The organism is Taibaiella soli, assembly GCF_003236175.1.
In the GTDB taxonomy this organism is placed as follows: domain Bacteria; phylum Bacteroidota; class Bacteroidia; order Chitinophagales; family Chitinophagaceae; genus QKTW01.
In genome coordinates, this window is record NZ_QKTW01000017.1 from 285061 (window position 1) to 308627 (window position 23567).

The 23567-nt window shown below is 44.2% G+C and carries 20 protein-coding genes and 1 tRNA gene; 14 read left to right on the forward strand and 7 right to left on the reverse strand.

Annotation, left to right across the window (positions count from 1 at the left end):
- Positions 1-147: 147 nt before the first annotated feature.
- The 3 genes from DN068_RS12675 to DN068_RS12685 form a co-directional block, all read right to left on the reverse strand.
- The gene (locus DN068_RS12675; protein WP_110999303.1) at positions 148-1530 is read right to left on the reverse strand and encodes a sigma-54-dependent transcriptional regulator; all 1383 of its coding nucleotides are present in this window, start codon (positions 1528-1530) and stop codon (positions 148-150) included.
- Positions 1531-1532: 2 nt separating this feature from the next.
- Entirely contained in the window at positions 1533-3770 is a 2238-nt protein-coding gene (locus tag DN068_RS12680; protein WP_110999304.1) for a sensor histidine kinase, read from the reverse strand.
- Positions 3771-3848: 78 nt separating this feature from the next.
- Positions 3849-4934, reverse strand: a complete 1086-nt coding sequence (locus DN068_RS12685) for an alkene reductase (protein WP_110999305.1) — start codon at positions 4932-4934, stop codon at positions 3849-3851.
- 101 nt (positions 4935-5035) lie between these two features.
- Between DN068_RS12685 and DN068_RS12690 the strand changes: the two genes are divergently transcribed.
- Positions 5036-5404 carry a winged helix-turn-helix transcriptional regulator gene (locus DN068_RS12690; protein ID WP_110999306.1) on the forward strand — a complete coding sequence of 123 codons (369 nt, stop codon included), beginning with the start codon at positions 5036-5038 and terminating at the stop codon, positions 5402-5404.
- Between the two features lie 5 nt (positions 5405-5409).
- Here the strand turns inward: DN068_RS12690 and DN068_RS12695 are convergent, their stop codons facing one another.
- Positions 5410-6318 (reverse strand): EamA family transporter, encoded by a 909-nt coding sequence (locus tag DN068_RS12695; protein WP_110999361.1) that lies wholly within the window; start codon positions 6316-6318, stop codon positions 5410-5412.
- Between the two features lie 191 nt (positions 6319-6509).
- On the opposite strand from DN068_RS12695, the gene DN068_RS12700 reads away from it, so the two are divergent.
- The 3 genes from DN068_RS12700 to pdxR all read left to right on the forward strand — a co-directional run bounded on the left by DN068_RS12700 (position 6510) and on the right by pdxR (position 9047).
- Positions 6510-6956, forward strand: a complete 447-nt coding sequence (locus DN068_RS12700) for a DoxX family protein (RefSeq protein ID WP_165836385.1) — start codon at positions 6510-6512, stop codon at positions 6954-6956.
- Positions 6957-7005: 49 nt separating this feature from the next.
- Positions 7006-7446, forward strand: a complete 441-nt coding sequence (locus DN068_RS12705) for a carboxymuconolactone decarboxylase family protein (protein WP_110999308.1) — start codon at positions 7006-7008, stop codon at positions 7444-7446.
- Between the two features lie 137 nt (positions 7447-7583).
- Positions 7584-9047 carry a MocR-like pyridoxine biosynthesis transcription factor PdxR gene (gene pdxR, locus DN068_RS12710; protein WP_110999309.1) on the forward strand — a complete coding sequence of 488 codons (1464 nt, stop codon included), beginning with the start codon at positions 7584-7586 and terminating at the stop codon, positions 9045-9047.
- 12 nt (positions 9048-9059) lie between these two features.
- On the opposite strand, the gene DN068_RS12715 is transcribed toward pdxR, so the two are convergent.
- Both DN068_RS12715 and DN068_RS12720 read right to left on the reverse strand, forming a co-directional pair.
- On the reverse strand, positions 9060-9626 hold the full coding sequence (locus DN068_RS12715; protein ID WP_123985337.1) for a hypothetical protein: 567 nt from the start codon (positions 9624-9626) through the stop codon (positions 9060-9062).
- A 381-nt stretch (positions 9627-10007) separates the two neighbouring features.
- Positions 10008-10081: transfer RNA gene (locus DN068_RS12720), tRNA-Arg, on the reverse strand.
- A gap of 187 nt (positions 10082-10268) precedes the next feature.
- Here DN068_RS12720 and mutS point away from each other — a divergent pair.
- The 10 genes from mutS (at position 10269) to rfbA (ending at position 22328) form a co-directional block, all read left to right on the forward strand.
- Positions 10269-12884, forward strand: coding sequence for a DNA mismatch repair protein MutS (gene mutS / locus DN068_RS12725; protein ID WP_110999311.1), 2616 nt, complete (start codon positions 10269-10271; stop codon positions 12882-12884).
- 298 nt (positions 12885-13182) lie between these two features.
- Complete coding sequence (locus DN068_RS12730) at positions 13183-13863, forward strand: YdcF family protein (protein ID WP_243630228.1); 681 nt, start codon at positions 13183-13185, stop codon at positions 13861-13863.
- Positions 13864-14096: 233 nt separating this feature from the next.
- A complete protein-coding gene (locus DN068_RS12735; protein WP_243630229.1) occupies positions 14097-15173 on the forward strand; it encodes an AAA family ATPase in 1077 nt (358 codons plus the stop codon).
- A gap of 931 nt (positions 15174-16104) precedes the next feature.
- A complete protein-coding gene (gene efp, locus DN068_RS12740) occupies positions 16105-16671 on the forward strand; it encodes an elongation factor P (RefSeq protein WP_110999312.1) in 567 nt (188 codons plus the stop codon).
- 41 nt (positions 16672-16712) lie between these two features.
- Complete coding sequence (gene accB / locus DN068_RS12745) at positions 16713-17201, forward strand: acetyl-CoA carboxylase biotin carboxyl carrier protein (protein WP_110999313.1); 489 nt, start codon at positions 16713-16715, stop codon at positions 17199-17201.
- Positions 17202-17308: 107 nt separating this feature from the next.
- Positions 17309-18646, forward strand: coding sequence for an acetyl-CoA carboxylase biotin carboxylase subunit (accC, locus tag DN068_RS12750; protein ID WP_110999314.1), 1338 nt, complete (start codon positions 17309-17311; stop codon positions 18644-18646).
- A gap of 274 nt (positions 18647-18920) precedes the next feature.
- Positions 18921-19487, forward strand: a complete 567-nt coding sequence (locus tag DN068_RS12755; RefSeq protein WP_110999315.1) for a DUF1697 domain-containing protein — start codon at positions 18921-18923, stop codon at positions 19485-19487.
- Positions 19484-20116: a HEAT repeat domain-containing protein gene (locus tag DN068_RS12760; RefSeq protein ID WP_110999316.1), complete on the forward strand. Its 633-nt coding sequence runs from the start codon at positions 19484-19486 to the stop codon at positions 20114-20116. The genes DN068_RS12755 and DN068_RS12760 overlap by 4 nt, the downstream gene beginning before the upstream one ends.
- A gap of 244 nt (positions 20117-20360) precedes the next feature.
- Positions 20361-21410 carry a dTDP-glucose 4,6-dehydratase gene (gene rfbB, locus DN068_RS12765; RefSeq protein ID WP_110999317.1) on the forward strand — a complete coding sequence of 350 codons (1050 nt, stop codon included), beginning with the start codon at positions 20361-20363 and terminating at the stop codon, positions 21408-21410.
- A 51-nt stretch (positions 21411-21461) separates the two neighbouring features.
- A complete protein-coding gene (gene rfbA, locus DN068_RS12770) occupies positions 21462-22328 on the forward strand; it encodes a glucose-1-phosphate thymidylyltransferase RfbA (protein ID WP_110999318.1) in 867 nt (288 codons plus the stop codon).
- A 76-nt stretch (positions 22329-22404) separates the two neighbouring features.
- Here the strand turns inward: rfbA and DN068_RS12775 are convergent, their stop codons facing one another.
- Positions 22405-23427: a glycosyltransferase family 2 protein gene (locus DN068_RS12775; protein WP_110999319.1), complete on the reverse strand. Its 1023-nt coding sequence runs from the start codon at positions 23425-23427 to the stop codon at positions 22405-22407.
- Positions 23428-23567: the final 140 nt, after the last annotated feature.

The window sequence follows — 23567 nt, forward strand, 5'->3', positions numbered from 1 at the left end:
AATTTTGGTGCCAATTCTCTAAAAACTGAGTATCAGACCATTGGAACAAGGCAGGGAAATTTTCGCCGACGACATTCAGCCGTTTGACGGCGCGCCGGCGATGATATTGCAATTTTCAACTGCAAGCGATGACAAGTAAAAGGAGAGCTATTCGCCCGGATTCCTATGTGATATCTTTTTTTCGATACCCAGCTTTTTCATTCTCGATTGCAAGGTTGAAGCGTTCATGTCCAGCATTTCCGCTGCCCCACCCTGGCCATAAATCTTCCAGTCACAATGTTGCAGTACGGCAAGGATATGATCCCGTTCGTTTTCAGTCATTGTTTTTAACTGCGTCGTCGTTGCGTTTACCTTCTTTGCAGCACTTGGCAATGCAACAGAACTAATGAGCCGTCCCGTAGTTAGCAAAACGCTTCGCTCCATTAGATTTTCCAGTTCTCTGATGTTACCTGGCCACGAATATTCCGCAAGCGTCTTAGCTACTTGTTCTGTAAAACCCGTGATGTTTTTTTGCTCCCGTTTTGCGTACAGGTTCAAAAAATATTCCGCCAGCAGCAATATATCTTCCTTCCTGTTGCGAAGTGGCGGCAACGTCAGCGGAAATACATTAAGCCGGTAATACAAGTCCATCCGGAAGCGGCCTGCAGCCATTTCATCTTCCAGAACACGATTGGTTGCGGCAATGACACGCACATTAATTTTCTTCTTTTTACCGCCAATGGGTTCGATTTCCTTTTCCTGTAATACACGAAGAAACTTCACTTGCAGATCAGGGGGCAATTCACCGATTTCATCCAGAAAAACAGTTCCGCCATCAGCAGCTTCAAATCGACCGATCCTCTTTTCCGTTGCGCCGGTGAAAGCACCTTTTTCATGACCAAACAATTCCGATTCAATGAGATTAGCCGGCAGCGCTCCGCAGTTGACCACAACAAGCGGACCAGCACTGCGTCGCGAAAGGCTATGTATCGCCTGAGCAATCAATTCCTTGCCAGTGCCGCTTTCACCAAGCACAAGCACTGAGGTATCAGATTTACTGACGATAGTTACCTGTTCTAATATTTCAGTAATGCCTGCACTTTTGCCGATAATATCCGCGAGTGCTTTATTGTCGGAAGGAATTTTCGGTACTGCTCCCGGCGTATCAATTGCGGTTTGTTTTTGCTGATGAATGTATAGTGCCACATCGAGTGTTACGAGTACATCCTTCTCCCGAAAAGGTTTTACGAGAAATCCACAAGGATTCGTCGCTTTTGCGGCATCAAGTGTCTGGCGATTAGAATTGGCCGAAAGAAATACAAATGGAATATTCTTTTCGTTGAGCATAGAAGCGAGATCAATACCCGTCTGCGGACCTTGCAGAAATATATCCAGCAGCACAATTTCAGGGCGTTCGAAATCTATAATCTCAAGAGCGTCCGGCACTGAGCGTGCAATAGAACAAACCTGGTAACCTGCCTTTTTCAAGGTCAGTTTCAGATTGTTTGCCTCAATAAACTGGTCTTCAACGATAAGTATCCTGTGTGCCATAATCAAGTGGTAATAGAATCCTGAATTGCGGTCTGCGCTGTTTTCCGGAAAGGAGCTTTGTTAAATATAACGGTGATCTTTGTCCCTTCACTGCTGTCAAAATACACATTTCCGTTGATGTCTTTTGCAAGGCCTTTTATCAATTCAAGTCCAAGCGAATCCGCATCTTCATCAGCAATATGGTGTCCCATGCCTACTCCGTTATCGGCTACAACCATTCTGATGTTTGCACCATCCGGCTGCAGTTCCAGATATATTTCTCCTTGTTTCCCCTCGGGGAATGCGTATTTGTAAGCATTGGTCATTGCCTCATTGATCAGCAATCCGAGCGGAATCGCCTGCGAAACGTCCAGCTTTAACGACGCTACGTTCAGCCTCGTATGAATATGTGCAGGCGCGCCAAAACTTTCGGTCAGATGATGCACAAATTCATTCAGATAAAGCGCCATGTCAATGGTCTTTACATCATCCGACTGATAAAGCTTCTGATGTATCAGCGACATGGCATAGATACGGTGTTGTGTATTTTCAATAGCTTTCAAGGCATCGTCTTCTAGGTAATATGCCTGAGACTCGAGCAGGCAGATGACCATATGAAGGTTGTTTTTCACGCGGTGATGCACTTCCTTCAACAACCATTCCTTCTCTATCAGCATATCGTTCAACTGCTGATTTTTCTGGGTGATAATGCCGTTATTTCTCTTCCGTTGAATGCTCTGTCTTAATACCATTCCTGCTATAATTAATACGAGAATGATACCTGCGACGGTGATATTTTTTATCAGTAATGCCTGGCGCAAGTTTGCTTTTTCAAGCATGGCCTGCTGATTTAACTGACGGATCTTTTCTTCTTTCTTTTCTGTTTCATATTGCACCTGCAATTGCCCGAGCTGTTTGCTTTTACTCTCCGTAAAAAGAGAATCGTTGATCTCCTTATATTTCATCAGATGCGCTACGGCAGATTTATAATTCCCGGTAAGCGTGTCCAGCGAAAACCAAAGACCATTGCTGGTCCGGAGACGGGTAAGGCTCTTAGTAGTACGCACCAGTTCATCATTTTTCACAAGCAACGCTCTGGCCGGCGCAAAATCTTTGACAGCGAGATAGTATTTGATTAGATAGATGTAAATATCCGAACGCATGTACTCGTTGGCCGGACTACTTTTGTCGTTGACAAGATTTAATAACTGCTGACTGTAAATTTTTGCGGAATCATACTGTTTGAGTGCGATGTACACATTCATAAAAGCGGCCGCATTCCGATACCTGTTGAGATAATCTGACGGAACAGGAAATCGGCTGCGCACTTCGGTCAGCAATTGACGCGCTTCTTCAGGCCGGTTAGTTTTCAGGTAGGCATCTACTATATTTGTAGTGATCAGAAAAATCGCCGCTTTGTCTTTGTATTTTATTGCTACGGGCAATGCTTTGCGATAGTAAATAATGGAGTTCGGATAATCTTTCAGATGATCGTAAACGATAGCAATGTGATTGTTGATCTGACTAAACAGCATCGTAGAATCGCCAGCAGCCTCAGCCGTCTTAAGTGCCTGCAAATCATAATCGAGCGCCTGTGTATAGTTGCTTTCGGCAGCATAACAGTCCCCCATCAGCATATAAACTTCCTGCAATTGTCTATAGTGTATCGACTGGTACAAAGAAAGCGACCGCTTGAGCGCCGCCAGACATTCTGCCGGCATGGAATACAGCCCACCGAGCAACTGGTAACCGTACGCTTCATTTTGTATATCACCCGCATCTTTATATGCCTTAATGCCGAGCTGCGTTAATTGAATCCTTTTATCGGCCTCACTTTCATCCTGAACATTGTAGTAATCTGCAACCGCATAATACGCTTCACCAAGATGTAATTTGGTACCATTTGCAGCAAGTTGTTGCAGCGCTTTTTCGGCAAGCGCCTTGCTTTGCGCGCCGTTGCTTTTATCTTTTTCAAAATAGGAAGACACCAATGTGATATAACCCGTGGCATCTGCCGAGCGCACCTTTGCATTGATCTGCTCCGCCTGTGCCATGTAACCGGCGGCCACATTGAGATCGGCTGCAACATCTCCTTCTTTAACTATGTATATTTTTGCTAGCCCGAGCAACAGATTGATCCGCGCAGTATCTGAATTAGCATGTTTTGCTGCGTCTAGTAAGGAATCAACCGTTCGCTGATTTTGTGCCTGGGCACTTGCAAATGCACAAATGAATACAACAACTGCCAGAAACTTGTTCATAGCGGGAAATTTATATGGCGTATCTGACGCGATACTTCCTGTAAATTTAATTTAAAACCCGCGTTCTAGCTCCTCTATTCATATCGCATTTAACGTTGGGTAATCTGTATAACCTTTTTCGTCACCGCCAACATACATTGTTGCACGGTCGGGCTCATTCAAAGAAGCATTTAATTCAAAACGCCTCGGCAAATCCGGATTCGCCAGGAAAAGGCCGCCAAACGAAACCAGTTGTGCTTTATTTTCCTGAACTACAGCTTCTGCGCTATCTCTGTTATAGCCACCATTCGTGATGATTGGTATATTGATCAGATGTCCCGTTTCGTATAGCGGCTTCTGAGGAAAATGAGGGAAATCTTCAAGCGGAAATAAGGCTTCCATCAGGTGAACATAAGCGAGTGGCAATTTGTTCAAAGCAAGGAAGAGCTGGCTATACACTTCTTTCTGATTATCGTCAAACATATTGTTGATCGGTATTGCAGGTGATAATTTGACACCCACTTTATCGATTCCAACAATTGCAATTAACCCTTTCAATACTTCGACTATAAATCGCATTCTATTTTCGATCGTTCCACCATACTCGTCCGATCTCAGATTGGAGGATTCAATTAAAAACTGATTGGGCAAATAACCCAATGCCGCGTGCAATTCTACCCCATCAAAACCGGCCTTCAGCGCATTGGCCCCAGCCCGCATATAGTCCTCGATAATGCTTTCTATTTCCGAAACGGTCAACTCAGACGGAGTTTCATAATCCATTTGCCCATTTGAGGTGTGCGCTTTCTGACCTTTGATTGATACAGCAGACGGAGCTACCGGCAATATTCCATCTCGGTTCATAGAGTGCGCTACCCTGCCCGCATGGCTCAATTGAGCGAATATTTTCCCACCTGCGTCGTGTACCGCATCTGTTATTTTTTTCCATGCAGCGATTTGTTCATCAGCATAAAGACCGGGTGTATTAGGCATGCCTTTACCTTGCACCGAAATATTGATTGCTTCTGAAATGATCAGACCGGCTGTTGCCCGCTGTTTGTAATACACTACAGCCAAGTCATTTATCACACCTTCGTCATTCGCACGGCTTCTCGTCATAGGAGCCATTACCATTCTGTTTTTGAGTTCCAGATTGCCGATTGATATGCTTTCAAGAATTTTCATTGTTATTAATTTTTATCAAAATTACCGGCACTTGAGTTTACATTTGTAATGGATTACCTCTTAGAAACTAGTTTCCCAAAGGAAACTACCAACAGAATCAAATGAATAAAAAGGAGCGTACGGAAAACTCAGCTGAATGCATTAAAGGCATGCAGGCGATCAATGACACCATGCAATTGTTGTCCGGCAAATGGAAGTTTAAGATTGTAGGTGCGCTGATGAAGCACGGGAAATTGCGTTTTATGGATCTGCTTCGGGAGGTTGATGGTATCGCTGCGAAAATGCTTTCCAAAGAACTTCATGAACTTGAAATCAACTTGCTTGTTAGCCGGACCATCATGAATACTAAACCGGTTACCGTGGAGTATGAACTAACGAAGCATGGCCAAACGCTGGAAAGAGTTATCAACGAAATTGAAGCCTGGGGCTTAGCACACAGGAAGCTGATCATTCAACCGATGAAAAAATAGTTCATTTAATTTTTGTTGGCGTTAGCATTTAGTTTTCGCCGGTTGATCAGGATGATCGCAACAAGTATAAAAATAACACCCGACCATTGCAGCAGACTTATAGATTCTCCTAAAAGAAAGTGCGCAAAAAGGATGGCTACCGGCACTTCGAGCGATGTCAGCATTGCGCCCAAACCCATTCCTGTAAGCGGCATTCCCCTGGTAAATAAAATAGGCGGAAGAACGGTACCAAACAGCGAAACCAGGATGCCCCAAGTCAGAAATATTTTAAATGAAAATCCTCGAATGAGTTCTGGAGCAAAGAATACGAGTACAATGACAAACCCTCCTGTTACCATCAAAAAACTTCTTTTCATGGGCGGAAGCTGAAGCTGCAAATGGCTGGAGGAATACATGGTTGCCGTATAACAAACCGCCGCAAACAGTCCCCATCCGATACCAGTCCAGTTGATCGCACTGGTGTGTTGCAGTGTTCCCGTAGCAAGGATAGTTCCAAAAAAGATAAGCAACACGGCGACAATTTGCATGATACGACGCCGCTTTTTATTTAATATGCATTCAAGCACCACACTCATCCAAACAGCTTGCAACAGCAGCACAATTCCCAAACTCACGGCAATATATTTTACCGCCATATAGTAGGAAATACTGGTAAGGCCCAACGAACTTCCTGCAGCGACAACCTTCAAATAGTCCTTTCTTCCTGTCCGTTTTTTCCCGAGATCAATCACATCGTTGCGCGTGCCTGAACTTAAAAGCAACAAGCTTAAAAACCCAATTGAGAATTGCGCAACAGTGATCTCCGCGGTAGTAAAACCATCGAGGTAAGCCAGCTTCACAAAAGTCCCGAGCATACCGTAGCAGCAAGCTGCAGCCGCAATCAATAAACTTCCTTTAATTCTGTTCGTATTCATTGGAGCGTACCAATTTCTTTCAGTACCATCTTGCGAAACTAGCGCCACATATAGTGCTGATCATATCCCAGATCGGGCAAAACAGATAGCCCAGCCGCAACGACTCCTGGGCCATGTCTTTTGTGGATTCTGGGCTAATAATCCGGTCCAACGCGGCGATACCTTTGTGTAAAATCAAAAGCAAAAAAGACATGGAAAATAAGTTCAACATTCCTCAGTTACTATTGAGATGGGCATTAGGTATCACGTTTTTAACGCCTGTTTTCGACCGGCTGGGTATTCTGGGCGCACCCGGCACTGGCAATATTGAATGGGGCAATTGGGAAAACTTCATCAATTACACTTCTACACTGATGCCGATATTCAGCCGGTCTGTTACCAACATCATGGGAGGCATTGCAACCGTATCCGAATTGCTCATTGGCATCTGTCTGATCGTGGGATTTAAAACAAGATATGCGGCGCTTGGCGCGTCGTTGATTACACTGACCTTTATCGTATTCATGACACTTTCCGTGGGCATACAAAAGCCAATTAACTATGGCGTTTTTACGGCATCGGCTGCAGGCTTTTTATTGTCGTTTATGCCGAATTACAACTGGAGCCTGGACAAATTGCTGAAGACAACAAAGGATTAGTTCCGACTTCATCAAACAAATTGTACTCAATTAATCAATCAAATAGCATATGAGTTCACGTATCAAAATAGACCAGGTAGCGCCATCGGGCTATAAAGCGATTCTGGGTCTTGAAAAATTTATTGAAAGCACCCCGCTTACCAAAACGCACAAGGATCTAATTAAAATCAGAGCCTCGCAAATCAATGGTTGTGCATTCTGTATCGATATGCATACCAAAGAAGCCCGTAAGTCTGGAGAAACAGAGCAACGGATTTATGCGCTGAATACCTGGCGAGACACCCCGTTTTTCTCGGACGAAGAACGCGCGGTATTAGCTTTAACAGAAGAGGTAACGCTGATCGGCAATCATGTAAAAGATCAGACTTATGCCAGCGCTTTATCCGCTTTAGGTGAAACCTATCTGGCGCAGGTAATTCTTGCCATTATTACCATCAATGCATGGAACCGAATTGGCATTACTACCCAATTGATTCCGGAAGTGGCCTAGATATAGTCTCCTACCAGGATAACATAACTGTTCCTTTTTTCGCAGAGGAGCAGTTTTTGTTTTTTAAATTTGAATGAGTCTTTTGCCGAACCAGACATTTACAAGATTTCCATTATCATCTGTCAAACGCCATCCTGATGTTGCCATATAAGACTTTAATACAGCTCAACCGTGATTCGAACGTCTCACTATACGTGCAACTTGGTAACGCGTTTATCGGCCTGATCACAAACGGCACGCTGCAACCGAATGATGCATTGCCCAGCAGTCGCGTTTTATCGGAGCTACTCGGCCTCAATCGAAATACTGTAAAATTGGCTTATGAAGAGCTTATTATCCAGGACTGGGTGGTCTCCATTGAGCGCAAAGGCATCTTCGTAAGCTCAAAACTGCCAGTTGTCAACAGACGCAGAACAAACAATACCGCTGAGGATTCCCAGAAACAGGTCAATTCTTTTTCGTGGCACAATCCATTTGAAGGCCAGCAGGAAACCGATGATTTTCAGCAATCGATTTTGACGATCGACGATGGTTTTCCTGATGTACGATTAACACCGGTTGATCTGCTGATGCGTGAATACCGTAGCATCGCCAAAAGAATGTACGGGAAGAACTTTCTTAAATATGGTTTCCCCAAAGGTTCCGAAAACCTGCGCGAGGCGTTGCGCCGCTATTTATCCGACACCAGGGGACTCAATATTCAACCGGAAAATATATTGATTACAAAGGGCAGCCAGATGGGCATTTATTTAGCCACACAACTTCTGTTTCGTCCAAATGATAAGATTGCCGTTGGCGTATCGAATTATCGCTCTGCTGATGAAATCTTCAGGTATTCAGGCGTAAATCTGCTGCGGATACCGGTCGATAGTTTCGGAATGGACGTTGATGTTTTAGAAGACAGGCTAAAGCGGGAAGCCATAAAAGCAGTTTACATTATTCCGCACCATCATTTTCCCACCACGGTGACTATGAGTACAGACAGGCGGTTGAAATTGCTGGAACTGGCCCGGCAATACCGTTTCGCCATCATCGAGGATGATTACGATTTCGATTTTCATTACAGCAATAAACCCTACCTGCCACTGGCCAGCATTGATCATAATCACAACGTGATCTATATTGGTTCTATCACCAAAACGTTTGCCCCGGCGCTTCGCATTGGATTTTTAATTGCAGAACCAAAATTTGTAGATGCTTGCTCGTCGCTACGGCAGCTCATTGACAAACAGGGTGACTCGTTATTGGAAGAAGCGTTTTCCAGCCTATATAACAATGGAGAAATGGAGCGTCATTTTCGCAAGGCAATAAAAATTTACCAGCAAAGACGCAATTTGTTTTGCGAAATATTAAATACAGACTTTAAAGACATACTCTCCTTTGACACGCCAGAAGGCGGCCTTGCCGTATGGTCTCTTTTTGATAAGCGTATGGACCTGCGAAAGCTCTCGCAGCTTGCACTGAAAAAAGGACTAAAAATTGCAGACGGTTCTTTTTATGAGAACGAAATGTTTAAGCCCAATGGACTGAGAATGGGTTTTGCATCGCTGACGGAACAGGAAATTTTGAAATCGCTCGAAACGCTAAAGAAAATCATTTAGTCTGAACGTAGGCTACAGCTGCAGCATATACCCAACCATGCACCTCGCCACTTCTTGCTCATGATCGTATGCCGGCATTATCCATACCGTAGATTCCATTTTAGCAATAGAGTACCTGAAGTTGGGGCCGAGACCGTGATAACGCCAATCCATGACACCTACGCTAATCTTATCAGAGAACTGGTGGAATACATTTATCTTGTAGAGATAGTTATCATATCCGCTGCCGAGTTCCCCAAGAATTAAAAACGTGTTTGATCCTTGTTTCAGCCATATGCTCGCAGAATAGCGTGGAAGGTGTTGACCATGTTCTATTCCGGCAGATACAGAAATGTTGACATTCGGTGTTGGCATATAGGTACCGCCGATGAGTGCCTGGCTCCATTGTTGCCGTACCAGACCGAAAAATGTGATTGCAAACCGTTTGCTTATCTGCTTGCTTCCGTAATAATCGATCACGGGTTCAACGTATCCGCTTTTATTGATTTTACCGTACAACTCAAGTTGTGCCTTCGCCGGCATCGATAAGGTCAGGCAAAATATATACGCCAGCATCTTGCCAAGGCAAGTAGTTTTCACTTTTCGTTTCAAATACTTTTCCCAGGGAAATTCTTTAATCATCATAAAAGAACACACCGCTCCTTTTATCCGATATCTCGTTGTAAGTATGCGGTGGTTGGCAAAAGTAGATGCACAAAGAGCCCTACATCTGCCCCAGTTTGAAGAAAACTACCGTCCCAGCTTATAGGATAACCTGCGGTAGAAAAGAAATGGTAGGTGATTTTTAAGAATCGCGAGCGCTCTGTATCGCTCTGTCCCCAAGGATAAATCTTAAGATTCCAAAGCAACTATCTTTTTCTTCATCCCCCAAGAATTCTACTTGATCCCGAAAAAGCGAAAAACATCGACACACCGACAAGAAAAAAGGATTGAAAATCAATGATCTTCAATCCTTAAAAGTGACCGCGTCAGGATTCAAACCTGAAACCTTCTCATCCGTAGTGAGATGCTCTATTCAGTTGAGCTACGCAGCCATTTCCCCCTTTGGGAGTGCAAAGATACAACTGCTTCTCTGTTTTGCAAGTTCTTTTAAAAAAAACTTACAAAGAAAATTAATCATTATTTATCATAGTTCACGCTTCCCCTCTATTTATCAACATTTTCGCTTTTCAAGCCTTCCGCCATTTACCCGAAAGATTCTGATCATTAACTTCGCCTCGCATGGCAAAAAAAGAAGCAGCTGAGACTCCGTTAATGAAACAGCACCGGGAGATTAAAAACAAATATCCTGATGCCGTCCTTTTATTTCGTGTAGGTGATTTTTACGAAACCTTCGGTGAAGACGCCCATATCGCATCGCGCGTGCTGGGTATTACTTTGACCAAACGCGCCAAAGATTCGCCAGGCGCCATTGACCTGGCTGGCTTTCCGCACCATTCGCTGGATACTTATCTGCACAAGCTCGTGAAAGCGGGCTACCGCGTGGCCATCTGCGACCAGCTGGAAGATCCGAAAACCGTAAAAGGCATCGTGAAACGTGGTGTCACCGAACTGGTGACTCCGGGTGTGGCCAGCAATGATAAACTGCTCGAGAATAAAACCAACAACTTCCTCGCAGCTGTTTTCCTCAGCGAACAGGAATGTGGCGTGGCTTTTGTGGATATCAGTACCGGCGAATTTTATGCAGCGCAGGGCAATATGGAATATATCGACAAGCTGCTGCAAAGCTTCCAACCTTCTGAGGTGGTTTTGTCGAAGACGCAAACGAAGCGCTTCCGCGAATATTTCGATACTAAGGTTTATACTTTTCAACTGGAAGATTGGATCTTCCAGAAGCAATATGCTTACGATCTCCTGCTCCAGCATTTTCAGACGCAATCGCTGAAAGGCTTTGGGTTAGAGGATCTGACAGGTGCAATTATTGCAGCGGGTGCAGCTTTGCATTATCTGAAAGATACAGAGCATCCAAACCTGCAACACATCAACGCACTACAACGCATTGTAGCGAATGATTTCTTGTGGATGGACCGCTTTACGATCCGCAACCTGGAATTATTGAGCAGCAGCGATGAAAAAGGAACGAACCTCCTGTCTGCCATCGACCGCACACACACGCCTATGGGTGCGCGTTTGCTAAAACGCTGGATGATTTTTCCTTTGTTCGATAAAAACAGAATTGAACATCGTCTCGACCTTACGAGTTTCTTCATCAAGAATCAGGAATTGAATCACAGCTTATCGCAAAGCATTCGGCAGATCGGTGATGTGGAACGTCTGGTGGGTAAGATTCCGCTAAAGAAAGTGAATCCACGTGAGGTGCTGCAACTGGCAAAAAGCATGGAATTTATCGGTCGTATCCGTGAAGAAGGATTAAAAGCTGATTTTCTGCCATTATCTCAAATGCTGGAAGCCATCAAGCCGCTTGTGGAAGTGCAGCAACGCATTCGTGATGTGATTGTAGAAGAAGCGCCGGCTGTCGCTGCGAAAGGAAATATGATACGCGATGGCATTCATGAAGAGCTCGATCAATTACGCGCTATTTCCCGCGATGGTAAAGGTTATCTGTTGCAGATTCAGCAAACGGAATCACAACGTACAGGCATCAGTTCGCTGAAAATAGCCTACAACAATGTATTTGGCTATTATCTGGAAGTAACGCACGCACATAAAGACAAGGTTCCGGCCGATTGGATTCGCAAACAAACTTTGACGAGTGCGGAGCGCTATGTAACGCCGGAGTTGAAAGAATACGAAGAAAAAATTCTGGGTGCAGAAGAAAAAATTCTGGCGCTGGAGCTGGATATTTATCAGCAGCTGATTTCGGTAATCGATCCTTATATCGCTACGATTCAACAGAACGCCCATATCATCGCGCAGCTGGATTGTCTGTTAAGTTTTGCCTATATCGCGAAGCAATACAATTATCATCGTCCGGTATTGGCAGATGAACCGGTGCTTACTATCAAAAATGGCCGCCATCCGGTAATCGAACAACAATTACCTCCCGGTGAATCTTATGTTGCCAATGATATTCTCCTCGATAAAGAAGCCCAGCAAATCATTATCCTCACCGGTCCGAACATGAGTGGTAAATCTGCCCTGCTCCGTCAGACAGCGATCATCACGCTGATGGCACATATGGGTAGTTTTGTTCCGGCCGACGGCGCACAAGTAGGTCTTACGGATAAAATATTTACCCGCGTAGGTGCATCCGATAATCTGAGCGGTGGCGAAAGTACCTTCATGGTGGAGATGAATGAGACGGCGAGTATCATCAATAATATCACCGAACGCAGTTTAGTATTACTCGATGAAATTGGCCGAGGAACCAGCACTTATGACGGTATCTCTATCGCCTGGTCGATCGTGGAATACATGCACAATCATACTTCGCAGGCGAAAACGCTTTTTGCGACACACTACCATGAGCTCAATGATCTGGAAGGTCAATTGCCGCGCGTGAAAAACTATCACATCACGCACAAAGAAACCGGCAATAAAGTGATCTTCCTGCGCAAACTGGCACCGGGCGGCAGCAGACACAGTTTTGGTATTCAGGTAGCGCGTATGGCAGGTATGCCGCCGGCTTTGCTGGAGCGTGCTGATGAAATTCTGGCAACGCTGGAAGAAAAACACGGCGATGCTGGTGCTACTGCACAAAAAGTGAAACAAATTCCGAAGGCTAATAATTTCCAACTCAATATCTTTGATGGTATCAGTGAAGATCTGCGCCGCGTGCAACAAGTGCTGCAGCTAACCGACATCAACAGGCTGACGCCGGTGGAAGCTTTGCTGAAACTTAATGAACTGAAAAATATTGTAGAGAACTATCAATAGTTGGAGGTTATGGCATATAACACTCATAATCAAAAAAGGAGTAACCTTGATTAAAGGATATTAGTTCCATCAGGCTTAGAATCGTTCTTCTCCTACTTTTTTTCTGCAAAAAAAGTAGGGCAAAAAAGGCAGTCTTCACCCGATCACCTCGGGGTTCAGACGGTCACTCGATTAAACTTCGGTGCTACTGTGCTGCCGGGCAAAAAGCCTTGAGGGAACTCAGATTTTAAATAATCGTTGTAAAATCTAACAATTGTGTAATCGAAAAAAGGAATATCATCTAAAAGCACCTTTCATTTTGAAAAAACCCGCCACTGCCATTGTGATCACGTTTACTTCGCTGCTACCGCTGCTGAGTTGTTTCTCTTCGAAGAAAAGTCAGCGCGAAGCTTATCAGAAAGCGCAGCAGATTGGTCCTTTTGATGCAGTGATTGTTCCCGGCGTTCCGTTTAAAGACGGACGCTGGGATACGGTGATGAAAGCCCGCGTGCTGTGGTCCTGGGTTTTGTACAAGAACGGTGTCGTTAAAAACATAATTTATTCCGGCGGCGCAGTCTACTCTCCTTACATCGAAGCTAAAATCATGGGGCTTTACGCGCAACAGCTTGGCATTCCGCGGGAAAACATCTACTACGATTCGCTGGCGCAGCACAGTACCGAAAACGTCTATTATTCCTACTTATTAGCCAAACAACTTGGTTTTAAAACCATTGCACTCGCCACAGATCCTTTCCAGTCACTGATGCTTCGTGGCTATACCAAACGCCGCTTTGCCACTGACATTTTTCACCTTCCGTTCTCAACTGATTCTATATCAAAGTTTAATTATCTGAATCCCGTCATAGACCCGCAAAGCGCATTTGTAAGTCCATGGGAATCAATTACCAAAAAGAAGGGTTTCTGGGCCCGTTTCCGGGGTACTTTGGGCCGCGATATTGACTGGGCACCGTATAAAAATGGCCGGGTTGATCCTTTATAATTAATTATATATTAAACTTAAATAGTTGTTCCTTTTTAGGGAAAAGCCGTTACCTTCGCTTCACTTACTTCACATCCACAACAATTCACAAGCCCAATGCCGGAGCATATTCCGGAGTTTTACGAAGGCTTGTATCTATTCGAAAACATAGAATAATTACTCGCTGTAAATAACATTATTTACATGGACGACTTTGTGCGTCCCGGACCATAAAAACAAAAACTAACGAAGTGATGAATGAACAGATGATGCATAAAGAGGTGTTTGTGAAAACCGACGTTTTCTCCGGTCATTTTATTGACAGTAAAAGTTATTTTCTCCAGAAGTATAACAAGCTGCCGAGTGTTACCATCATCCGGCAACTCAACTATAGTAAAGCATATTCTTTTTTGAAAGCAGCATACGGCGACATGATCGTTTCTGAATTTCACTACGCAGCCATCAATCATAAAAAGACGAAAGAAGAAAAAGAAGAATCAATCATCGAACTGAAGAATGATATTGTACTGGAAATGGGCGATGGTTATTGTGAATTTTATTTCCATGATCGTGAAAATGCTTTTCTCAAAACGCTCATCCAGAAGTTTACAGCCATGCGCGGACGCAAACGCATGCAGCCACAGGAAATTCACCTGATCACCAAAGGAGAGTACGGTCTGGAATTGACTAAGATGGATGTAAAACGCACACGCCTTGACCTGAGATTGTTTTACGAAGACAGTTTCCAGGAAGTACACCAGACTATTCTAAAAAGATTAAATAAAGCCGACGACAAGGGTATTGTGTTGCTGCACGGACTTCCAGGTACCGGCAAAACCACTTATCTGCGTTACCTGGTAGGCAAACTGAAAAAACGGGTGCTGTTTGTGCCACCTGATCTTGCAGCTCAGATTGTGAATCCCGATTTGGTAAAACTGCTGATTGAAAATCCGAATAGTGTACTTGTGATTGAAGATGCGGAAAACATCGTGATGCAACGCCAGCAAGGCAGTGATTCTGCTGTAAGTAATCTGCTGAATATCTCCGACGGTCTGCTTTCCGATTTCCTGAATGTGCAGGTGATCTGTACATTCAACAGCAACCTCAGCACAATCGACAAAGCACTGATGCGCAAAGGTCGTCTGATTGCCAATTATGATTTCGGTAAACTGTCTGTGGAAAAAGCACAGCAACTGAGCAAACACCTCGGTCACAATCACAAGATCACTGATCCGATGACCATTGCTGAAATAGCTAACCAAAAAGAACGCACCTATACGCTACCGGAAACACCGAAGATCGGATTTCGGATTGGCAGCACGGGAAGCTAGTTGGTGAATGCCCGTCAAACGTGAAAAGTGAAAGGTCAATCCACAGTTGAGCGAAGTCTCACGACTTCGTTCCTGTGGATGCGGTCTCTGACCGCAGTGTTTTATTCCGGTCAGAGACCGGTTACCGCCACGACAAAGTCTGGAGACTTTGCCGAACAAACAATTAATAGCGTACAGACGTGAGAAACACAGCAAGGACAAAGGCGGACGAGCTCATTCATCACATTTCTCACATTAAACACATTCCACGCATTATCCCACAGTTGAGCGAAGTCTCACGACTTCGTTCCAGTGGATGCGGTCTCCTGACCGCCCTATTTTCTCCGATCAGAGATCGGTTACCGCCACGACAAAGTCCGGAGACTTTGCCGAACAAACAATTAATAGCGTACAGACGTGAGAAACACAGCAAGGACAAAGGCATGCATACACATTAATCACATTCCACACATTATCCCACAGTTGAGCGAAGTCTCACGACTTCGTTCCAGTGGATGCGGTCTCCTGACCGCCCTATTTTCTCCGATCAGAGATCGGTTACCGCCACAACAAAGTCCGGAGACTTTGCCGAACAAACAATTAATAGCGTGCAGACGTGAGAAACACAGCAAGGACAAAGGCGGACGAGCCCATTCATCACATTTCTCACATTAAACACATTCCACGCATTATCGCATTAACATGCTTCTGCGGGATCTCTCCTTCCGTCGAGATGACAAACGCGTGCAAGCACATTAATCACATTCCACGCATTCAAACACATTTCTCACATTAAACACATTCTACACATTCCCCTATTACCACATTCCTCACATTAAACACATTCCACACATTATCACATCATCACATTGTCGAATTGCCGAATTAACCAATTGCCGCTTGCGGTGTTACCCTTTAATCATTACTTTTGCAATCCGTACAAAAAATAAATATGGCTACAACAGCAGATATCCGGAATGGCATGATCATCAAATTGGATGACGGTCTGTACTCCGTAATTGAATTTGGTCAGAACAAAACAGCCCGCGCGGCAGCTAAAGTTTGGGCAAAACTGAAAGGCGTAGACAACACACGTTCTATCGAAAAAACCTGGAACTCAGGCGATAACATCTTCCCTGTACGCGTTGAGCGTCGTCCTTACCAGTTCCTGTATAAAGATGAAAGTGGTTTCAACTTTATGGATACCACGACCTTCGAACAGATCTCTATAAACGAAGACATGGTACAGCGTCCGGAATTATACAAAGACGGTCAGGAAGTACTGGTTGTTGTTAATACAGAAACTGAAGGTGTTATGGGCGTAGAATTACCAGCGAGCGTAAACCTGGCTGTAACATACTCCGAACCAGGTCTGAAGGGCGATACCGCAACACGTACGCTGAAACCGGCTACCGTAGAAACAGGTGCAACAGTGATGGTTCCTTTGTTTGTAAACGAAGGTGATCTCATCAAAATTGACACTAAGAATGGTGCTTACGTAGAGCGCGTAAAACAATAATTTTTCGCTTACCAATCCACAACGACTAAAAACATTCCAACATGGAATACAAACAAATACAGGAACTGATCAAGGCTATCAACAAGTCTAACATCAGCGAACTGAGCATTGAAGAAGGCGATTTTAAAATCACCATCAAACAGGCTCAGACCATCAACGAAACTCAGGTAGTTGCTTACCAGCCAATGCCACAGATGATGCCTGCAGCACCAGCTCCTGTTGCGATTCCTGCAGCAGCACCTGCGGCAGCGCCAGCTACTCCGGCAGCAGCACCGGCGGCAGACGCTAACCTGATTACCATTAAATCTCCGATGATCGGTACGTTCTACCGCAGCTCATCTCCGGACAAACCGGCTTTCGTGAATGTTGGTGATGAAATCAAGCCAGGTAAAGTGCTTTGCATTATCGAAGCAATGAAATTGTTTAACGAGATCGAAAGTGAAGTAAGCGGTAAAATCGTGAAAGTATTGATCGATGACGCTTCTCCGGTTGAATACGATCAACCACTGTTCCTCGTAGAACCTGCTTAATTTGGAAATAAAAGAATTTGAAAATTTGAAAATGGGTAACTGTTTTCAAATTTTCATTTATACGCCATTTTCAAATTGATTCATTTTCAAATTTTCAAATTGGACTAATGTTCAAAAAAATACTCATTGCCAATCGTGGTGAAATTGCGTTACGTATCATCCGTACCTGCCGCGAAATGGGCATTAAAACAGTAGCTGTTTACTCTGTTGCCGACAAAGACAGCCTGCACGTTCGTTTTGCGGACGAAGCAGTTTGCATCGGTAAAGCACAGAGCGCCGACTCTTACCTCAACATTCCACATATCATGGCTGCAGCGGAAATTACCAACGCTGACGCTATCCACCCTGGCTATGGCTTCCTGGCTGAAAATGCCAATTTCTCTGAAATCTGTGCTCAATACGGTATCAAATTCATCGGCCCAACGCCGGAAATGATCCGTAAAATGGGTGACAAAATCACTGCGAAAGAAACCATGATCGCTGCCGGCGTACCTTGTATTCCGGGGTCTGAAGGTTTGCTGGAAAGCCTGCAACAAGCAGAACAACTGGCACACGAAATGGGCTATCCGGTGATTCTGAAAGCAACTGCCGGTGGTGGTGGTAAAGGTATGCGTGTGGTTTGGGAAGACAGCGAACTGGAACGCGCTTACACTACTGCGAAAGCAGAAGCCGGTGCGTCTTTCAAAAACGATGGTATCTACATGGAGAAATTCGTGGAAGAACCGCGTCACATTGAAATCCAGGTTGCAGGCGACCAATTCGGTACGGTTTGTCATCTGAGTGAGCGCGACTGTTCTATTCAGCGCCGCCACCAGAAACTGGTAGAAGAATCTCCTTCTCCGTTTATGACTCCGGAACTGCGCCAGAAAATGGGTGAAGCTGCCATCAAAGCAGCAGCAGCCATCAACTACGAAAGCGTTGGTACCGTTGAGTTTCTTGTAGACAAACACCGCAATTTCTACTTTATGGAAATGAACACTCGTATCCAGGTAGAACACGGCGTTACGGAAGAAGTTATCAACTTCGACCTGATCAAAGAACAAATCAAAATTGCTGCTGGTGTACCTATCAGCGGCCGTAACTACGAACCGGTAATGCACGCGATCGAATGCCGTATCAACGCTGAAGATCCATACAATGATTTCCGTCCGAGTCCGGGCAAAATCACAGTGCTGCACACACCAGGCGGTCACGGTGTACGTGTAGACTCTCATATCTACGCTGGCTACGTGATTCCTCCGTACTACGATTCTATGATTGCAAAAATCATCGCGGTAGCACAAACCCGTGAAGAAGCGATCAACACGATGGAGCGCGCATTGAGCGAATACGTAATTGAAGGCATCAAAACCACAATTCCATTCCACATGCAGCTGATGCGTGATGAAAACTTCCGCAAGGGTAATTTCACCACGAAGTTTATCGAAACATTCCACCTGGTTTAAGCGTAAAGCTTACGCTTGTCACCCTGAGCGGAGTCGAAGGGTGCTGCTCTATGGTTCGACTGCGCTCACCATGGCAGCAAGGTGTTTCAACACATTATACAGATCCCGGGATTTTTTCCCGGGATTTTTTTTGCGCGATGGCGGTTCTCACAAAGAAGCATAAGGAGCAAAGACGCAATGAACTTACGCAAACATGCAACTAACCAACACTGGAAAAGCTTTACGCATTATGCTTTAAGCTTTTTACCTATCTTCCATCCTCAAGTAAAACGCAATGAAGACCTGCATTTCCATGCTTCGCGGCATTAACGTCAGCGGTAAGAACAAAATATTGATGAAAGAGCTGCAGACGATGTATGAAGCAATGGGCTACGAAAATGTGCGCACTTATATTCAAAGCGGGAATGTGGTGTTTGAAACGAAGAAGAAAACAGACATTGCGCTAGCGAAAGAGATTAAACAGCAAATTGAAGAGACTTTCGGCTTTGACGTGCCTGTAATCATCAGAGGTCTGGATGAAATGAATCACGCGTTGGAACACAATCCTTTTCTTAAACAAAAAGATATCGATCTGTCGCGGTTGCACGTAACGTTTTTATCCGAAGTGCCTTCCAAAGAACATTTAGCGAAGCTGAAAGACCAGAATTATGCACCGGATGAATTTATTATTGAAGGGAAAGAGATTTATCTGCATATTCCGGTGAGTTACGGCAACACAAAGCTCAATAATAACTTCTGGGAATCTAAACTGAAAGTGACTGCAACAACGCGCAATTGGAAAACAGTGAATGAACTGGTAAAAATCGCAACTGAACCAACTGATAAAATAAAGAAGAAATGAGTGTAATAGCCAAACTGGCGTCCAGCCTGAATCGTAAGGATGAAGTGCCCAATATTGAACTGGCAGTACAAATAGCCTCAAAAAAAGATCAGGCAGCAGTAAAAGAACTAGTAACACATCTCAGCGACAAAAATAAAGATATCCAGAGCGACTGTATCAAAGTGCTCTATGAAATCGGCGATCTCAAACCGGCTTTGATTGCGGGTTATATCACTGAATTTGTCTTACTGCTTACGAGCAAAAACAACCGTTTGCAATGGGGTGCGATGACGGCACTGAGTGCTATTGCCAGCGAATACCCAAAAGAGATCTATAAGGAGCTGGGTAAAATACTGGACGCGGCGGATAAAGGTTCTGTGATTACGAAGGACAATGCGGTGGCGATTCTCATCAAGCTATACAAACTGAGTGAATACACCAATAAAGTGTTTCCGCTGCTTACAGAGCAATTAAAATCCAGCCCGACAAATCAGTTACCGATGTATGCAGAAAACGCGGCGCCGGCAATCAGTAATAAGCATAAGGCTGAATTTATCGATGTTTTACATTCAAGACTGGATGAAATCGAGAAAGACTCCAAGAGAAAACGTGTAGAGAAAGTCATTAAAAAGTTGACAGTGAACAGTTGACAGTTAATTTGCTGAAACGTAAAACGAGCGTCTTAAATGCTGCGAAAACAACTTTACACACCAATAAACACAAGTTTTCAGCTTTGGATTTTCAATTTTCACATTTCACATTTCACGTTTGAAGGGCATTGTTAACTGTCAATTGTCAACTGTTCACTATTTGAATCAAGGTTTGGCTTAAAAATTGCTGATAATTTTATCTGGAATACCATTTCTATATCAATCAAATAATTATTTTCGCGGAATGAACAAGACTTTGATCATCACCGGTGGCGCCGGGTTTATTGGTTCTCATGTAGTACGCCTGTTTGTAACTAAATATCCGGACTATAAGATCATCAACCTGGATGCGCTGACTTACGCCGGAAACCTTGAAAACCTGAAAGATATCGAGCATTCGCCTAACTATACTTTTGTAAAAGCTGATATCACAGATGCAGAAACCATCCGCCAGATTTTCCAGCAATATCAGCCTGACGGTGTAATCCACCTGGCGGCAGAAAGTCACGTGGACCGTTCTATCGTTGATCCAAATGCGTTTATTCAAACTAACGTAATGGGCACCGCGAATCTTTTGAACGCTGCAAAAGAACTGTGGAAAGGCAATTACGAAGGCAAACGTTTCTACCACGTTTCTACAGACGAAGTTTATGGCTCACTGGGTGAAACTGGCTTCTTCCTGGAAACTACTCCATACGATCCACAATCTCCATATTCTGCTTCTAAAGCTGCTTCTGACCATCTGGTGCGTGCTTATGGCAATACTTACGAACTTCCGTTTGTACTGACCAACTGCTCTAATAACTATGGTCCGAACCACTTCCCGGAAAAACTGATTCCGCTCTTCATCAATAATATCCGTAACAATAAAGCATTGCCGGTTTATGGCGACGGTAAATATACCCGCGACTGGCTGTTTGTAATTGACCATGCCCGTGCGATTGATACAGTATTTCACAACGGCCGCAACGCAGAAACATACAATATCGGTGGTTTCAACGAATGGCAAAATATCGAACTCGTGAAATTGCTCTGCAAAACGATGGACGAAAAACTGGGCCGTGAAGCCGGTACTTCTGAAAAACTGATCTCTTATGTAAAAGATCGTCCGGGTCACGACAAACGCTATGCAATTGACGCAACCAAGATCAATAAAGAACTGGGCTGGGCGCCATCTGTAACGTTTGAAGAAGGTCTGGCGAAAACAATCGACTGGTACCTCGCTAATGAAGAATGGCTGGAGAACGTAACAAGCGGCGATTATCAAACTTATTACGAGAAGCAATACGCATAAACAGCGCTTCTTGCATCTTAGCAAAAATCAACTCAACGACTTCGCATCAATATGAAAGGAATTATCCTTGCCGGCGGTTCAGGAACCCGCCTCTATCCACTTACGATTGCCGTCAGCAAACAGCTGATGCCGGTTTATGATAAGCCAATGATCTATTATCCGCTCAGTACACTGATGCTGGCGGGTATCCGTGAAATACTGATCATTACTACCCCAGCCGATCAGGAAGGTTTCAAAAAATTACTCGGCGACGGCAGCAATATCGGTTGTCGCTTTGAATATGTAGTGCAGCCAAGTCCGGACGGTCTGGCGCAGGCATTTATCCTTGGCGACAGCTTTATCGGCAATGATCCGGCGGCGCTCGTTTTGGGTGATAATATCTTCTACGGCTCCGGAATGGGCACCATGCTGCGCAAAAAAGCTAATCCTGATGGTGCTGTGGTTTTTGCCTACCAGGTTCACGACCCGGAACGTTATGGTGTTGTTGAGTTCGATAAAAACTTCAAGGCATTAAGCATCGAAGAAAAACCGACACAACCTAAATCAAACTATGCTGTTCCCGGCCTTTATTTCTACGACAACGATGTTGTAAATATTGCCAAATCCATTAAGCCATCTCCTCGTGGCGAACTCGAAATCACAGACATCAATCGTGTGTATCTCGAAGCAGGTAAACTGGAAGTTGGCGTACTGGATCGCGGCACTGCGTGGTTGGATACAGGTACGTTTGATTCACTGATCCAGGCTGGTCAGTTTATCGAAGTAATTGAAAAACGTCAGGGACTGAAAATCGGTTGTATCGAAGAAATTGCTTACCGCAACGGCTGGATTAATGACGAGCAAATGAACAAACTCGGCGATCTGTATCTGAAAAGCGGCTACGGCAGTTATCTCAAGCAAATGATCGGCACGCTGTAATACTAAATCAAAAATCAAAACCTGTTTTTTATAAAAAACTGCATCTTTTAGGTGCAGTTTTTTTGTGTAAGACCGATTAAAGATTTGGCGTGCTGCCCAATACTCTTTTTAGCCTTACAATCATTTTATCGCAAAACGATTTACCGAAAAACAGCAAGCTGTAATAATAGATATAATAATAAAAAGATTGGTTGATATCGATCCGCTCTTCCAATTGTTTACAATAGTTCCGGAATGTTTTACTCCCTTTATTTCGCTGTATGGATATTACCGGATAGGCATATTTCGAAAAACTCCGTTTCATAAAACCGGATGATCGCAATCCATATTTTGCATCGATATAAGCGGTTATTTTAAAGAAACCATCCATAAAATTCAAAGAATTCGCAACAGTTATCTCACCTGGTTTATAGAGGCTTTTCTCCGTGTCCGAGCTTCCGAACAGAGGAACAGCCCTCAGGCTTTCGTCCTGACAGGTTAATGGAATGGAGCAAAAAGCGGAAGGATGATGGAGCGTAACCTCCGCCAGCAAATAAAGCTGATATAGCAACGTACCATCAAACTGATCCGTCTGCAACAGCGCTGCATAAGCACGTTTTACACAAAAGCCAGAGATCAGCACACTCTTCCGGAAAAGTGTCTGGTACGCATCTACACCTTTTTCAAAAAATTTATCCTCGGGAAAATATTTAAAGAGTTCCTTCGTGCCATCTCTGTGAATGAGCGTATGCGTTTTAAGAACGTAACCTAATTCAGGATGGTTTTTCAGAAATTGAATAAATGAAGGCAGGTTTTCAGTTTCAAACAAATCATCGTCACCCATAAAGATGATAAACTCACCACTCGCCTTTTCAACCAGCCGCCTGAGATTTGCATCATAGCCAAGATTCTTTTCGTTCAAAAACAATTTCACGTCAAGCACTGATGCCTGCATGAAGCTTTCCACCTGCGCAACAATCTGCTCACGTTGCAGACTATCATTTTCGCAGATCACTATCTCGATATCTTTCGCGCAAGCGGTGTTTATCGTCTTCAACAAACGCACCAGCTCAAGCGGGCGATTATAGCTAGGGATACATATGGAGACGAATGGCGGCATAAATGATTTACAGCGCAAGTGGCCTCCTCTAACTCCTCCAAAGGAGGAGGACACCCAACCACTCGCCACTCACATTTTTTAACTTTTGATTTAGACGCTCAAATTTAATTAAAACCCCTAACCCCTGAAGGGAAATCTCT